Source organism: Desulfospira joergensenii DSM 10085 (genome assembly GCF_000420085.1).
GTDB lineage: Bacteria > Desulfobacterota > Desulfobacteria > Desulfobacterales > Desulfobacteraceae > Desulfospira > Desulfospira joergensenii.
Map to the genome: position 1 here is coordinate 904,065 of NZ_ATUG01000003.1, position 16,115 is coordinate 920,179.

14 protein-coding genes are annotated in these 16,115 nt (G+C 51.4%); 12 read left to right on the plus strand and 2 right to left on the minus strand.

Going from position 1 to position 16,115, the window contains the following annotated elements; genetic code table 11:
* Positions 1-4: 4 nt before the first annotated feature.
* Together F608_RS33725 and F608_RS0128290 are read left to right on the plus strand one after the other, a co-directional pair.
* Complete coding sequence (locus tag F608_RS33725; protein ID WP_022669119.1) at positions 5-757, plus strand: hypothetical protein; 753 nt, start codon at positions 5-7, stop codon at positions 755-757.
* Entirely contained in the window at positions 754-2,403 is a 1,650-nt protein-coding gene (locus F608_RS0128290; RefSeq protein WP_022669120.1) for a fatty acid CoA ligase family protein, read from the plus strand. Before F608_RS33725 ends, F608_RS0128290 begins: the two co-directional genes overlap by 4 nt.
* Here F608_RS0128290 and F608_RS0128295 read toward each other — a convergent pair.
* Together F608_RS0128295 and F608_RS0128300 are read right to left on the minus strand one after the other, a co-directional pair.
* Positions 2,400-3,701, minus strand: a complete 1,302-nt coding sequence (locus F608_RS0128295; RefSeq protein ID WP_022669121.1) for a CBS domain-containing protein — start codon at positions 3,699-3,701, stop codon at positions 2,400-2,402. The two genes, F608_RS0128290 and F608_RS0128295, sit on opposite strands and share 4 nt — an antisense overlap.
* Complete coding sequence (locus F608_RS0128300) at positions 3,698-4,492, minus strand: Mut7-C RNAse domain-containing protein (RefSeq protein ID WP_022669122.1); 795 nt, start codon at positions 4,490-4,492, stop codon at positions 3,698-3,700. Before F608_RS0128300 ends, F608_RS0128295 begins: the two co-directional genes overlap by 4 nt.
* A gap of 156 nt (positions 4,493-4,648) precedes the next feature.
* On the opposite strand from F608_RS0128300, the gene F608_RS0128305 reads away from it, so the two are divergent.
* The 10 genes from F608_RS0128305 (at position 4,649) to F608_RS0128360 (ending at position 16,090) form a co-directional block, all read left to right on the plus strand.
* A complete protein-coding gene (locus tag F608_RS0128305; RefSeq protein WP_022669123.1) occupies positions 4,649-5,119 on the plus strand; it encodes a DUF3124 domain-containing protein in 471 nt (156 codons plus the stop codon).
* 735 nt (positions 5,120-5,854) lie between these two features.
* Positions 5,855-7,450 carry an ABC transporter substrate-binding protein gene (locus F608_RS0128320; protein WP_022669126.1) on the plus strand — a complete coding sequence of 532 codons (1,596 nt, stop codon included), beginning with the start codon at positions 5,855-5,857 and terminating at the stop codon, positions 7,448-7,450.
* A 6-nt stretch (positions 7,451-7,456) separates the two neighbouring features.
* Positions 7,457-8,401, plus strand: coding sequence for an ABC transporter permease (locus F608_RS0128325; protein ID WP_022669127.1), 945 nt, complete (start codon positions 7,457-7,459; stop codon positions 8,399-8,401).
* Complete coding sequence (locus F608_RS0128330) at positions 8,401-9,279, plus strand: ABC transporter permease (RefSeq protein ID WP_022669128.1); 879 nt, start codon at positions 8,401-8,403, stop codon at positions 9,277-9,279. The genes F608_RS0128325 and F608_RS0128330 overlap by 1 nt, the downstream gene beginning before the upstream one ends.
* Positions 9,279-10,250: an ABC transporter ATP-binding protein gene (locus tag F608_RS33730; RefSeq protein WP_022669129.1), complete on the plus strand. Its 972-nt coding sequence runs from the start codon at positions 9,279-9,281 to the stop codon at positions 10,248-10,250. Before F608_RS0128330 ends, F608_RS33730 begins: the two co-directional genes overlap by 1 nt.
* Complete coding sequence (locus F608_RS33735) at positions 10,247-11,245, plus strand: ABC transporter ATP-binding protein (protein WP_022669130.1); 999 nt, start codon at positions 10,247-10,249, stop codon at positions 11,243-11,245. Before F608_RS33730 ends, F608_RS33735 begins: the two co-directional genes overlap by 4 nt.
* On the plus strand, positions 11,238-12,677 hold the full coding sequence (locus F608_RS0128345) for a trimethylamine methyltransferase family protein (protein WP_022669131.1): 1,440 nt from the start codon (positions 11,238-11,240) through the stop codon (positions 12,675-12,677). The genes F608_RS33735 and F608_RS0128345 overlap by 8 nt, the downstream gene beginning before the upstream one ends.
* A 17-nt stretch (positions 12,678-12,694) precedes the next feature.
* Positions 12,695-14,065 carry a dipeptidase gene (locus tag F608_RS0128350; RefSeq protein ID WP_027363215.1) on the plus strand — a complete coding sequence of 457 codons (1,371 nt, stop codon included), beginning with the start codon at positions 12,695-12,697 and terminating at the stop codon, positions 14,063-14,065.
* 42 nt (positions 14,066-14,107) lie between these two features.
* Positions 14,108-14,863 (plus strand): GntR family transcriptional regulator, encoded by a 756-nt coding sequence (locus F608_RS0128355; protein ID WP_022669133.1) that lies wholly within the window; start codon positions 14,108-14,110, stop codon positions 14,861-14,863.
* A gap of 27 nt (positions 14,864-14,890) precedes the next feature.
* Positions 14,891-16,090, plus strand: a complete 1,200-nt coding sequence (locus F608_RS0128360; protein WP_022669134.1) for a metal-dependent hydrolase family protein — start codon at positions 14,891-14,893, stop codon at positions 16,088-16,090.
* Positions 16,091-16,115: the final 25 nt, after the last annotated feature.

Sequence of the window (16,115 nt, forward strand, 5' to 3'; positions counted from 1 at the left end):
AGCCATGTTAGGATTTGGGAAAAAAAAGAAAAAGGGCAAGGAGAGTGATTCCCTGCTGCCGGATGATCTAGAAGATCAAAAAGGGGAAAATAAGAAAACAGAGGGTGCCAAGGCTTTGCCCCAAACTGAGACGGATGTTCCAGCGCCAAAGAAAAAAAAGGGAAAGAAAATTGCCGGCCTGAAAAATCTTTTCACCAAAAAGAGAATCTTCATCTTTGTCCTCCTTCTTTTGCTGGGGGGCGGTGCATATACCGGCTATTCCCTGTTCTTTGCCAAAAAGCCGGAGAAACTTGTATATACAAAAAAGAAACTGGAGCATGTGTCCCTGCCCCAGGAGATGCTTAAATTCAGTTTCGACCATTTCCCTTCCCTTTACCAGGCATTTCTCTCCTTTAACTCGGAGATCAATATTTTTAACACCGAGATTCAGAGGATTGAGACCATCGGCCAGAAATACCCCGAGCAGTTGAAGATTGCGGACCGGGAAAAAAAGGTTTGGGAAAAATCAAAAAATGGTCTGTTAAAGGCGTTTTTGAAAATAGAAAAGCCCATCCGGGAAATCTATGTCCTCTATCAGGTCAACCCGGAACAGGGAAAGACTATGATTGCCGATAAAACCGAAGAACTGACCCAGACCGCAGAGGAAGCCCTGGCAAATGCCCGGGAGCAGAGCGACAAACTAAAGAAGAATCAGGAACCGGAACCGGATGGTTTTTTCCCGGGCCTGATTTTTAAACTCAAAAAGAAATTTCTATGACCCGATATACCAATATTGCACTGAGCCTTGCCCGGACAAGAGAACTTTATCCCTATAAGCGAGCCGTGGTCTGTCCGGCCGGTCGGGACAGAAGCGGACGGGTCCGTTACAGCCAGCTTAATTTTACCCAGCTTGACATCCTGTCGGATCAATTGGCCTTTGGCCTGACCGAGACGGGCATCACCCGGGGGACCCGGACCATCCTCATGGTCACGCCGGGCATTGATTTTTTCATCACCATCTTCGCCATGTTCAAGGCCGGGGCTGTTCCCGTGGTGGTGGATCCGGGAATGGGCATCGACCGCATGCTCCAATGCCTGAAACAGGGCAGGCCCGGGGCCTTTATCGGCATTGAAAAGGCCCATGTACTCAGAACCCTGAAACCCAAATATTTTCAGAGCGTCAAGCATTGGGTCACCGTGGGGAAAAGATGGTTCTGGGGCGGACAGACCCTGGACCAGCTCATCCTTGACACCCAAGAGTCCTTCCCCAAGGCCCCCACCACATGGGATGAAACCGCAGCCATCGTATTTACCACCGGGTCCACCGGCCCGGCCAAGGGCGTGGTATATACCCACGGTAACTTTGATGCCCAGATCCGGCAGATCCAGGCCCATTTTAAGATCGGCCCGGACGAGATCGATCTGCCCACCTTCCCCTTGTTTGCCCTGTTTGATCCTGCCCTGGGCATGACCGCAGTGATCCCGGACATGGATCCCACCAAACCGGCCCAGGTCGACCCGACCAAAATCATTGAAGCCATTGATAACCACGGGGTGACCAATATGTTTGCCTCCCCTGCCCTGCTGAACCGGGTGGGAAAATACGGAAGGGAAAATGGAATCAAACTACCCTCCCTGCAGCGGGTGGTCTCTGCCGGAGCCCCGGTTTCACCGGCCAATATGGAGCAGTTCTCATCCATGCTGACCGGAGATGCCCAGATCCACACCCCTTACGGTGCCACGGAGGCCGTGCCCATTATCTCCATCGAATCCAATGAGATCCTTTCCGAGACCCGGAGCCTGAGTGAACAGGGTTTTGGCATGTGCATCGGCAGGCCCATCTGCGATACCCGGATAGAGATCATCGAGATCACGGATGATCCCATTTCCAGAATCAGCGATGCCCGGTCCGTGCCGGAGAACCAGGTCGGAGAGATCATCGTTAACGCCGATCTGGCTACTGAAAATTATTTCAACAACCGCGAGGCAGATCTTCTGGCAAAAATTGAGGACCCCAACGGATCTTTCTGGCACCGCATGGGAGATCTGGGCTGGATGGATTCCAAGGGCAGGATCTGGTTTTGCGGACGGAAAAGCCATCGGGTGATCACGGAAAAAGAGACCCTGTTTACCATTCCCGTAGAGGCTCTGTTCAACAATCACGAAAAGGTCTATAGGAGCGCCCTGACCGGGGTGGGTCCCAGACACAGACAAATTCCGGTGATCTTCATCGAACCCGGAACAAAGATTTCCAATAAAAAAGAATTTTTAAAAGAACTCCACGACCTTGCCAGATCCAATCCTCTGACCGCAGACATTGAACATATCTTTATCGAGAAATCCTTTCCCGTGGATATCCGTCACAATTCAAAGATATTCCGGGAAAAACTGGCAATCATCGCCAAGAAGAAACTGAAACTTTAATCCGGAAGAAGATCATAGAAATACATCATCACATCCGAGCGGGTGACGATGCCGATGATCTTATCCTCCTGGACCACGGGTATCCGGCCGATATCGTGCTTAATCATGAGCCGGGCCGCCTCCACTGCGCTCCGGTCGGGGCCGATGACCACGGGGTTCCGGGCCATGAAGGCCTTGATTGGGGACTGCATCTCCTTTGATTTTCTGACCTTTTTGAAATCTCTCCTGGAGACCACGCCGACGATCTTTTCGTCATCATCCACCACGGGCATGCCCGTACACCCCATATCCCTTAAGATCATGACCACTTCCTCCACCAGAGTGTCCTCGTGGACGGTCATCACCGGATAGGACATGATGTCCGAAAGCATGACCGAGGAATGCTGATTCCCGTTGATCAGGTCTGTGATCATCTCCTCAACGGCATCGGGATTGGCCGCCTTGATCAGGGTGGAGCCGGCGCCGGGATGGCCTCCGCCCCCCATGCTCCGCATGATCATGCCGATATTGATCTCGTCCACCCCGCTCCGGCCGATGACCATGCACTTGTTCTGCTCCGCATCCCTGAAAATGCCAAAGGCGGCATCCACATTGATGATCTCCCGGTACATCTGCATCACCATGGCCAGGTTCTGAACCCGCCCCTGGATCTCCTGTCTGCAGATACTCACGGTAAATCCATTCATCTCGGTCCGGGTTCCGCTCTGGATCATCTCGTGGAGGATATCTTTCTGCTGCCGGCCGTAGGCCTGCTTTAAAAAGGTGGAAAGAATATTCAGGTCTGCCTTTCTGTCCAGCAAAAATCCCGCGGCAAAGGCATCTTCCGCCAGGGTGGAGGGAAAGGTCAGGTTGCCGGTATCTTCATAGAGCCCCAGTAAAAAGAGGGTGGCCTGGATGGGGGTGATCAGTTTTCTCTGTTTCTGGATCTCCTGAACCAGCAGAGTAATGGCGGCTCCGGTCTCCCGGACATGGGTTTCACTTCCCTCCATATCACCGTCCGGGTGATGGTCCCAGATAATGATGTTCAGATCCGGTTTATCCCTAAGAACCTGAATCCGGCTGTCCAGCCGGTTCCAGGAATGGGTGTCGACCACGATCAGGGTATCGGCCTCCTCGGGATAGATTTCCTTGGGAGTGTAAAGATCAAAAAGATCCTTGTGAATGGCCAGAAACCCCTTGAGGTTGGCATTGAAAAATCCCGGCAGAACCGGCTTGGCATCCGGATAGATCAGGGTTGCTGCCACTAGGCATGCCAGGGCGTCAAAATCAGATCCCTTATGGGTGGTAATCAGTTTCATAGATCCTCAATCCTGGAAAAATTTTGGTCGGGGTTCCTTTGCCATTCTTGAAAGACCGGATGTTCCATGGTCCCCAGTTTCCGGACAATCTTAGCATAATGTGATCCTTTCCAGAAAACTTTTTTACACTCCGGGCATTGAAAAAATCTGGAAAAGTACTTTTGGGTTTTGGGCTCCAGCAGGGCCATTACATCTGCCTTGTCCCTGGGCTCAAGGCTTTTATTGCAATGGGAACACCGGGTAAAAAACCGGATCTTCCCGGAAAGTCCGAAAAAAACAAGGGTCTCTTCCAGCTGTTCATAGGGAAGATTGGATCGGATACGCCGGCCGAACTCTATCTTTTTTCTCTTGAGCAGTCCGGTATCCCGGGTCAATACGATGCGTTTTTCCCTTTCCGAAATATCGGCGATCTCCGGGTCTGAAAAAGAAGAGGAGCAGGCCGTGTCAAATCCCAGCAGCAGCATCAATTTTCCCAGTTTCATTACATTGACATCGGCCACGAACCGGATCCGGGCCAGGGGCCGGGGCCTCAGAAACCCCGGCTTCAGAACATCAAAGGGAGGCTTAATTCCGGAGACGTCCAGAGCCCCGGTCCTCCCCGGGATGAATGCGAAATCCCGGGTCTGTTTTTCCAATTCCATTCTGCCGACTTCCGTATGGGGAACCCCCTGGGACTCGATAATATCCTTGACCGAGGCTTTCCGGTCCATATCCAGGGCAAATCGCCTGCCCTGCTGTTCCTTTTTCAGGAAAAAGTCCAGATCCTCTGAAAATCGAATATAAATCCGCATGGCAGTATCCAATATACAAAATCAGGCCCAAAGGTCAACCCGGGAATCTGGAAACCCTCCTTGCGGTTGACAAGAATTCTTTAATTTAATACGTCTTCGCCATTGATTAATCCAAAAATAATGGGATAATGATAAAAAAACCAACGGAGAATCCCCATGAAAAAGAGCCTCACAATCTGTCTGATCCTGATTTCCGCACTTATCCTGGTATCGGCACTTCCCCTCCAGGCCCGGGACATTGCCCGCTTATCCAAGGGCCAGATGATTTATGTCCCGGCCTATTCCCATATCTACAGCGGAAACAAGGAACTTCCCTCCCTGCTGGCCGTCACCCTGAGCATTCGGAACACAGACCCCGCCTATCCCATCACCATCCATACCGTGGATTATTATGAGACCCAGGGCCTGCGGTTAAAGGGATTTATATCCTCCCCCCTGGTTTTAAATCCTTTGGAATCCTTCCGCTATATCATTCCGGAAAAGGATAAGGCCGGAGGATCCGGAGCCAATTTTATTGTTGAATGGAAAGCCGGCCGGCCGGTCAATCCTCCCATTGTTGAAACCATCATGGTCGGCCCCCGGACCTCTTTCACCTCCCGGGGCCAGGAGATTTTTCCCTCGGATTAATTCCTCAACCGGCTTTACGACCTGGCGGTTTCACTCCATTTCGTCAATGGCTCAATTCCGGGACGTTCTGCTCCGGAATCGTTGAACGGGGGAGGATGATTCTCTCCGGTATGATGGCCAGGTCCTGGGGCATGGGCATGCCGACCATCACCCTGATACTCCCGGGGCCTTACCCGGCCAGGAGATAGCCGATAATCTCGGGCTGCCTAAATCTTTGTGTAAGAAGGCTGCCAAAAAAGCTGCCGTCAGGATGATAATAATATCTGCGGCAATACCCATCAGACCGTCCTAAACAAAATGACAGATTCTGCAGGAAAAATTCTTTTCCCCATGATATATGAGTGGATTATCCGTTTCCAAATCCTTTTCATGTCAAATGTGTAATTTATTGGTGAACATCAAATTTCTCTTGACAAGATCAATTTTATTGCCTTAGGGTGACGGAAACAAATCAAAGAAAAAAGGGTTGAATCTGATTTTTCAAAATTCAACCCGGATAACAGACCTTTGAACAAGCGTTGCCTGATCGATTAAAGCCATTTTAAACTTATGAATTTACAGAAAATTATCAATACTCCATTAAACCTATTCCAGAAAAGGTATATACGTATATATTTACTTCCGGAGAAACTGCCGGCCCAAGAAATCCGCAAGCCTTTAAACGGGTATCTGTTTTAAGGGAAAACAGATACCCGGTCCAATGCTTTTATAACCCCAATATGTTAGGAGCAAAACATGTCCAAGTTTAAACAAGAAGACAAGAGCCCAAAGATTTCCAGACGTCAGTTCATCCAGGTTTCAGCGGCGTCCACCGCATTGATGGCCGGTCAGTTTGCCATTCCCGGGGCATCCTGGTCAGCAGATGGAAAAATTCTGCGGATCCGGAACTATTCCGATATCCTGACCCTGGATCCGGCCCATTGCAAATCCAAAAATGAAGACATCATCAACGACTGTATCCAGAACAAACTGATCTGCTACAAGCCCGGGGACAAATGGGAATGGCAGCCCATGGCCGCTGAATACATGAAACAGCTCACTCCCACGAAAATCGAATTCAAACTCAAACCGGGCATCATGTTCACCAACGGATTCGGGGAAATGACTTCTGAAGATGTGAAGTACAGCTTTGAGCGCATTGCCGATCCCGCGACCAAATCTGCCTATGCCAGTGACTGGAAGCTGCTGGATACGGTGGAAATCAAAGATAAATATACCGGTGTGATTGTTTTAAAAGAACCCTTTGCCCCGATCTGGATGACCTCTCTTCCCGGAATCTCCGGTGTTATCCTTTCCAAAAAAGCCATGGAATCCGTCGGCGGATCTTTCTCCAATACCCCGCCGGCCTGCTCGGGTCCCTATATATTTAAAGAATGGAAGCCCAAACAGGTGACCGTGATTGTACGCAACCCGGACTGGAAAGGGACCAAACCTGATTTTGATGAAGTCCATTTTTATCCCATTGATGATGAAAAAACAGCGGAAATCGGTTTTGAAGCCGGTGATCTCGACTTTACCAGAATCTCTGTATCCTCCTATGAGATGTTTCAGTCCAAACCCTCCCCGGAAGCCACTGTGGTCAACAAACCCTCCCTCTATTATTCCTGGATGGGAATCAATATGGACAACCCGGTCTTAAAAGATGTAAAGATCAGAAAAGCCATCCAAAAGGCCACCGATATTGAGTCTATCCTGGAAGCCGCCTATTTCGGCCAGGCCAAACCGGCCACCGGCATTATCCCTCCCGGACTTCTCGGTCACAGGGCCAAATCCATTAATCCGCCAAAGGCAGATCCAAAAGGGGCAAAAAAGCTTCTGGCAGAAGCCGGCTTTCCCGATGGAATCGATATCACCCTTGACTGTCTGAACAAATCCACCATTGTAACCCAGGCCCAGGTGATCCAGGCCAGCCTCGGAGAAGCCGGTATCCGGGTGAAAGTCAATGTGCATGAGTCCGGAGAGTTCTGGGTGCTTGGATCTGAAAAAGAGATGAAGGAAAAGGTGAAGAATATTCAGCTCATCACCAATAGATTTTCCAGCCAGCCGGACCCGTACTGGTACACCATGTGGTTTGTCTCTGAACAGGTGGGGGTGTGGAACTGGGAACGGTTCAGCAGCAAAGAGTTTGACCGGCTGCATAAGGAAGCTGCCGTTGAAACGGATCCGGCCAAACGGGATAAAATGTACCAGAAGATGCAGGATCTCATGGAAGAGTCGGGCTGCTACCGCTTCATTACCCATGAGTCCGCCCCCATTATCTATCGGAACTCAATTGTCCCGGCCATGACCCCGGAAGGAATTCCAATGGTCCGGTTCTTTAAAAGAGCATAAGCAGCGATGCTCTTTTACCTGATTAAAAGACTCGGAGTTGCAGCGATCACGGTTGTGATCGCTGTATCCCTCCTCTACAGTATGATTCATGCGGTTCCCGGAGATCCCCTGAGCATCGTGCTGGGTCCCAGGGCAACCCCTGAAATGAAGGCCGCCTTAAATGAGCGCCTGGGCCTGGACAAACCCTTTGCCGTTCAGCTCGGGAAATTTTTTATCAATGTTGCCCAGGGGGACCTGGGAACCGATGTGTTTTCAGACAGATCCGTGTCTGAAATATTTTTCAGTCAGCTTCCCTTTACGGCCAGCCTGGTCTTTTTTGCCATTGGCTGGTCCGCCCTGATTGGAATTCCCCTGGGATGCTATTCCGCTGTCCGGAGGAACACATTCATCGACAAACTGACCGGACTGTTTTCCGTGGGAACGATTACCATTCCCTCTTTTGTGGTGGCTTTGTATTCCCTGCTCGTCTTTGCGGTCTGGCTCAAATGGCTTCCGGCCATTGGGGCGGGAAAAGACGGGGACATCGTGGATCAGCTGATTCACCTGATTTTGCCTTCCTTTGCCGTGGGGCTGGGATGGGTGGGGTATCTTGCCCGCCTTGTCCGGGCCAGTATGCTGGAGGTCCTGGGGGAGAATCACATCCGGACGGCCAGGGCTTTCGGGCTCACGGAACGGAAAATCGTGCTGACCTATGCATTGCGTCTGGCCGTTCTGCCGGCGGTGGCCCTGCTGGGAGTGGGAATCGGATATATGCTGTCCGGCGCTGTTTTTGCAGAAATCGTGTTTGCCAGGCCCGGGGTCGGAAAACTGATCTACGATTCGGTGATCACCCGGAACTATCCGGTGGTCATGGGAAGTGTCATCATGACCACGATCATCTTTGTTTTCTCAACCACAGCCGCCGACCTGGTATCTGCTTTTCTCGATCCCAGGATCCGGGAGAACCTATAATGAGCGATTCTGTAAAAAAGACCCAGAAAGATCCATCCGTACTGGTGACCCTGGTAAGGCATGTGATGCGGGACCGGCTGGCCCTGGTCGGCTTCATCCTTGTACTCATCATAACGGGCTCTGCCCTTTTCGCCCCCTATATCATCCCCCACAACCCCAACAAACTCAATGTCCGTTACCGCCTGAAAGCGCCCTCCTCCGAACATCTGCTCGGCACCGACCAGCTGGGAAGGGACGTGTTCTCACGGGTGGTGATGGGCAGCAGGATCGCCCTGCAGGTTGCCCTGGTCTCCATTTCAATCGCAGGAAGCATTGGATTGATCCTGGGTATGCTGGCGGGATTCGGATCAAAATGGCTGGACAGTATCCTGATCATTCTCTTTGATACCATACGGTCCTTTCCCACCATCATGTTTGCCCTGGCAGTGGTCACCCTGATGGGACCCAGTCTGAATACGGTCATCCTCGTGGTAATCGTCACCTCCATACCGGTGTACGGACGGATCGTCAGAACCCAGACCCAGGCCATCATAAACAATGACTTCATCATGGCCGAAAGAGCCATGGGAGCCGGGAAGATCAGAATATTGCTGGTCCATATCCTTCCCAACGTCATCGGCCCCCTGCTGATCATCGCCAGTATGGATATACCGGTGGTCGTGACCATTGAAGCGGGGCTGAGCTTTCTGGGCCTGGGCGTCCGCCCGCCCACGGCAAGCTGGGGCACCATATTGAACGACGGGTATGCTTTTATCCGGAACACTCCCTGGCTGGTCATTGCAGGCGGTGCTCCATTAATACTGACCACCCTGGGATTCACTTTTCTGGGCGAGGCTTTGAGGGATGTTTTTGACCCGAAACTGAGACGGGAGATCTGATGGTTCTACGTGTTGAAAATTTATCAGTCAGCTTTAAAACGGCAAGGGGATTGCTAAAGGCCCTCCGTCAGGTCAACTTCCATATCGGCGGGCAGCAGATCGTCGGACTTGTCGGTGAAAGCGGGTGCGGGAAATCCACTGTGATCAATTCCATCCTCAATTTATTGTCGGATAATGCCCTTATTGAAGAAGGCCGTATCTGCCTTCAGGATGAGGATATCCTGACCATGACGCCCCAGCAGCTCAGATCGGTCAGAGGGCAGCGTATTTCAGTGATCTTCCAGGATCCCATGACCTCGTTGAACCCGGTATTGTCCATTGGCCGCCAGATGACGGATATCCAGTATCGGGACAAACTGAGTGCATCTGAAAAGAAAAAAAGGATCATTCGAATGCTCGGTCGTGTGGGAATACCGGACCCGGAAAAGCGGCTGGACAGCTTTCCCCATCAATTTTCCGGGGGGATGCGCCAGAGGATCGCCATTGCCATGGCCCTGATGATGAAGCCTGAACTGCTCATTGCAGATGAGCCCACCACGGCACTGGATGCCACCCTGCAGATCCAGATCATTGACCTGTTAAAGGCATTGCAAAAAGATATCGAGTGTTCCATTTTATTCGTATCCCATGACCTGGGTCTGATTGCCGATTTCTGCGACCAGGTCATTGTCATGTATGCCGGGGAAATGGTTGAATCTGGAAGTGTCCGGGATATTTTCCACCGTGGGGCTCACCCCTATACCAACCGTCTCCTGGAGTGTGATCCGGCCCGGATCAAGGAAAAAACCCGGGTCCTGCCGACCATCCCCGGAGAGATACCCGACCTGGTGGAGCTGGACGGGAACTGCATCTTTGTCGACCGATGCCCCATCAAAGAAAAGGGCTGTCCCTTGACCTGGCCGCCCCAGGAAGAGCTATCTCCGGGTCATTTTGTCCGGTGCCATCTGAACCGGCTGGGGAGGAATCAATGAAGAATCTGCTGGAACTCAGAGATATCCGGGTCCGATTTCGGACAAAGGGATTCCTCAAGGCCCTTCTCGACCGGGGCAAAGAGCCCTTTATCGAAGCGGTCTGCAGTGCATCCATGTCCATCGGCCAGGGCGAAACCTTTGCCCTGGTGGGAGAAAGCGGGGCCGGAAAAACAACCCTTGCCCGTTCGATTTTAGGCCTTGTCACACCTGACCAGGGAAGCATTGCCTTTAAAGGCAAACCCCTGGTCAGGTTAAACGAAAAGGCTTTCAAGCCCATAAAACGGGACATTGCCATGATGTTCCAGGACCCGGTCGGCTGTTTAAGCCCAAGGCTGAGCGTCCTCTCCATCGTGACGGAACCCTTTAAGATACATGGAATTTCCCTGCCGGACGCCAAAAAGGAGGCAATACGACTGCTTGACCTGGTCAATCTGCCGGCCTCTTTCCTAAAATCATACCCTTACCAGCTCAGCGGCGGCCAGGCCCGCCGTGTGGGAGTGGCCCGGGCCCTGGCTTTGAATCCGAAATTGATTATTGCCGACGAGCCCACGGCCGGGCTGGATGTGTCGGTACAGGGCGAAATCCTCAATCTGATGTACCGGCTCCAGCAGGAACTGGGAATCAGCTTCCTGGTGATCACCCATAATCTATCGGTGGTCAGACATACTTCGGATCACATGGCCATTATGTATTTGGGACGATTTGTGGAAACCGGTCCCACCGATGAAATATTTAAGAATCCGAGACACCCCTATACCCAGATTTTGTTGACCTCATCCCCGGAGCCGGATCCGGATGCTCCGAAAACCCGGACCATCCTTCAGGGAGAGATCCCAAGCCTGATCAACCGGCCCCCCGGCTGTGAATTTAATACCCGCTGCCCCATGGCAGAGGACCGTTGTAGATCCGAATCCCCCTCGTTGCGTCGAATAGGGGAGAACCACTATATCTCATGCTTTTTAGAAGAACAATTGAAGGAGCAAGTTCATGGCTGAACCCAAAAAACATCTGCTGAGCTATTTAAGTGAAGAGGATGTTCACCATATTGACCGGGCAAGCCGGCGTGTCCTGTCAGAGGTAGGAATCAAAATGGGAGATGAATCATTTATCGCCCGTTTAAAAGACAGGGGCTGCACCCATAAAAAGGGAAGGATTCAAATTCCCTCTGAGCTGGTGGATGAAGCACTCAAGGTCCTGCCCGGGCAGGTGACCTTCATGGGCAGGGACAAAAACCTTCTTGAAACCGGTACCGGCAGGACTGCCACCCATACCGGAGGTTCCATTCCCTATGTCAACGATCCTGACACCGGAAAGAAAAGAAAAGCCTCTCTATCCGACCTTGAAAACATGATCCGCCTGATGAACCATCTGGACAACCTGAGTATGGTCGGTGCCGTGGTCCAGCCCCAGGAACTGCCCCCTGAAATCAGCGAGCTGATTCAAATGGCCACCGTGTTCAGGCTGGCAAAAAAACCGAGTTCCGGACAGGCCGTTTCCACGGCTGCCCAGGCCCGGTATGTGGCAGAACTCTACCAGGCGCTCATGGGATCCGTTGACAATCCGAATCACTATCCTTTGACAAATATCGGAATTTCGCCGGAAAGCCCCCTATACTACCCGAAAGAGGTCACCGGGATAATGGAGGCACTGATATCCAGGGGAATCCCCACACTGGCACTGGTGGCTCCCATTCTGGGCTTCACAGCGCCCATGACCATTGCCGGCGGCCTGACCCAGATGAATGCCAGCCTGCTGGCCTATTGTGTGCTCAGCCATGATATCAACCCTTCCGTCCCGGTATTTTACGGTGCACGTCTCTGTCCGGCAAATATGAGCAACGGCCACTCCATCTGGGGGGTCCCGGAAATCGGGATCATGGGTGCCTGTTCGGTTCAACTGGCCAGACATTATAATCTTCCCAGCGACGTCTACGGTTATATGTCCACATCCTGTGTCCATGACATGCAGCTGGGGGCGGAAACCGCAGTCAATGGCCTGCTCCCCTTTCTTTCCGGGGCAGATATCATCTCCGGATTCGGCAGTTTCGGCAGCGGGTTTATCTCTTCCTTTGAAGACCTGGTCTTTGATGATGAACTCTTTGCCATGCACCGCAGGATCAGTCAGGGAATAAAGGTCGATCCCGACCATTTGGCCGTTGAGGTGATCGCAGAGGCCATGGATGGGAAAGAGTACTTTCTGTCTCCCCATACCGTCAAACACCTGAGAACAGGGGAATTGTTCCGTCCCCGGGTCGGCCTTTACGGACTGCCCAAAAAATGGGAAGAGGAAGGCGGCTTGGACATGGCTGCAAAATGCCGGAAACGGGTGACAGAGGTGCTCGACCAAAACGAGGATCTGCCCCTGCCGGAAGATGTATCAAAAGAGTTTGAAAAAATCCTTGATTGTGCAAAAAAAGAACTTTGCTGATGAACCGGGAGAATACCATGGATTGGCAGGAATATTTAAACAAGCACCGGGACCGGTTTGTCGGAGAACTCATGGAGTTTGTGAAAATTCCCAGTATCTCCGCCCAGTCGCAACATAAGGATGATGTGCTCAAAGCCGGGGAATGGGTGGCCGAACGACTGAAAAATGCAGGCCTGGATCATGTTGAAATATTCCAAACAGAGGGCCACCCCTTTGTTTACGCAGACTGGATCCGGAACAAGAATCTACCGACGATTCTGATTTACGGGCACTTTGATGTCCAGCCGACAGATCCCCTTGATTTATGGGATTCACCTCCCTTTGAACCGGTCATACAAGATGGACGGATCTACGGAAGGGGGGCTTCCGATGACAAGGGAAATCTTTTGTCCCCCATTGCCGCTGTGGAAGCCATGCTGAAAACGGACGGGAGCCTTCCGATCAACATCAAGTTTTTTGCCGAAGGCCAGGAGGAAATCGGAAGTCCCCAGCTTCCGCAGTTCATATCCGGCCATAGGGATCTTCTGGCATGCGATCTTGTGGTGAGTGCCGACGGTCTTCAATGGTCTCCGGATCAACCCAAAATTGAAATCGGGTACCGGGGCATGATGGCCGCTGAAATTGAGGTTCAGGGTCCGGTAAAGGATTTTCATTCCGGATTGTACGGAGGAGTGGTTCAGAATCCGATCCACGCCCTGGCCCATATCCTGGCTTCATTCCATGACACCAAGGGGCGGGTTGCAGTTAGTGGATTTTACGATGAAGTGATTGAACCTTCAGAAGAAGAAAAGGCTTTGCTTGCCCGATTGCCGGTCCTGGAATCTGAGATCAGGGACCATGTCCAGGTGGATGAACTTTTCGGTGAATCCGGTTATACAGCCATGGAAAGGGGGACCATTCGGCCGACCCTTGAAATTTGCGGTATCCAGGGAGGATATCAGGGGGAAGGAATAAAAGGGGTTGTCCCGGCCCTTGCCAAAGCAAAGATCACCTGCCGGCTGGTGGCCGGCCAGGATCCGGATAAAATCATGGAGGCGATCAGAGTCCATGTAAAAACCTTTACTCTGCCGGGGGTCCGGGTGAATTTCATGAACTGTGAGGGACGGGTAAAGGCCTATGACATGCCCCATGATCACAAGGGAAATATTGCCGTTTCCAATGTACTGAAAAAACTATATGGAAAAGATCCTTTTGTTTCCCGGTGCGGCGGAACCATTCCCATCTGCCCCCTTTTTCTGGATGGACTGGGGGTCCATACGGTGAACTTTGCCTTCAGCTATGAAGATGAAAATCTACACAGTCCCAATGAATTTTTCCGTCTGGAGAGCATGGAAAAGGGACAGAAGGGGTATGGGATGCTGCTCCGGGAACTGGCAAAGGTTTTTTGAGACTGACGTTTTTATAAATCAACCCAGGGGGACTGAGTCTGAATGCGGGTCTATGAAAAACAGGTAAAGCCCAAATATATTCGAATCTATGAGTGGGTGCACAGCCAAATCCGGGAAGGCCGATTCAAAGTCGGGGATAAAATACCCACGGAACCGAATCTGTCAAAGCAGTTCGGGGCCAGCCGCATGACCGTCCGAAAGGCCATTGATCCCCTTGTCCTTGAAGGGGTGGTGGAGCGAAAGCCCGGGCAGGGAACCTTTGTTGTTTCTTCCGGTATTATCAAGCTGACCTATGATGCCAGCAAACCCATGCGGTTCTCCCATGAGATGGCAAACCATGATATCCCCCACCACTGGGAAATCATCAATCGAAAAATCATGCCGGCAGATCCCAAGATCCGAAAAATCTTTAATCTGGAAGAAGGGGAAAAAGTCGTCTGCCTGACCATGGTGCTTTATGCCAATCACCAGGCCGTAATTATTGAACGGGCCTATTTTATCTATGATGATTTTCCAGCCCTCTATGATATGGAAATCAATGTACCTCCCCTTCAATTGATGGCAGACAGGTTTGCCACCCCCATTAAAACGGTTACCCAGTACATCAATGCGGCCGTGGCAGGGAAAAGGGAAAGAGAACTCTTTAACATTTCCTATCCCATCCCCTGCATCTATCTGGAATGGATCTGCCACAGCGAAAAGGGATTGCCCTTCAGTGTCTCCCTATGTCACTACCGCAGTGATGTATTTAAATTCAAGATCCCCACAAGTGAACTGGTAAGTGCTGATATTTCTTGAAAATAGCTTCTGAACAGGAGAAACCCCATGCAGATCGTCTATAAAAACGCCACTTTAATATCAGGAACCGGGGACTCCCCGGTTCCCAATTCAATTCTGGTAGTTGAGGATGACAAGATCCTCTTTTCCGGTTCTGCTGAAAACTGGAGTCAAACCCAGGATCCAGAGGAATCCAAGGCCGTTGACCTTAAGGGGAAATGGATCATCCCCGGCCTGATTGACTGCCATATCCACATGGATCTTTTCGGATTCGGAGACACCTTCCAGGAGAACCTGGTCGAGGATAAGCTCCGGACCCTGAGATCGGCCAGATTAATGTCTGATACGCTTAGAGCCGGGTTTACCACGGTCCGGAATGTCGGAACGGTCAACTATATCGATTTTGCGGTTAAGGAAGGGATTGAAGCCGGTTATTTCACCGGTCCCAGGATCGAAACCGCCGGTAAAATCATCTCCATGACATGTTCGGGCACGGAATATTTTGACGGCATGTACTCCATTGCAGATGGTGTGGATGAATGCCGGAAAGCCGCAAGGGAGCAGTTAAAACAAGGTGCGGACTGCCTGAAGCTGATGGCCACCGGCGCGGTCATGAATCCCGGCGGTGTTCCGGGTGCGGCTCAATTGAACGAGGATGAGATCCGGGCCGTGGTTGAGGAAGGATTAAAGCTGGGCAAGCATACCGCAGCCCATGCCCATGGTGCCCAGGGGATCATCAATGCGGTAAACGCAGGGGTAAGAACCATTGAACACGGCACCATGGCCGATGATCAGGCCATTGAGGCCATGGCAGAGGCAGGCGTTTTCCTGGTACCGACCATGAGCCTTCACGACGTATTCATGGAGAATGCAGATTCTGTTCCGGGCTTTATGATTGAAAAAAGCCAAGACATGCAGAAAACCTATATCGAAATCGTGAAAAAGGCCATTAAGGCAGGCATCCGGATTGCCATGGGCACGGATGCCGGAACCAATTATAATTTTCACGGTACCAATGCCTCGGAAATCGTCTATCTGGTTGAAAATAAAATCATGACGCCCCTGGAAGCCATTTCCGCCGCGACCCTTGTAGCCGCAGAAGCCATCGGCACGGCGCATACAGCCGGTTCCCTTGAAAAGGGTAAACTGGCCGATTTTCTGATCCTGGACAAGGATCCGATCTCGGACATCCGGGTGCTGACCAAAAACATCGAACAGGTCTATAAGGGCGGACAACTGGTTTCTTAAGGCATTTACTTAAAAAATGGATATA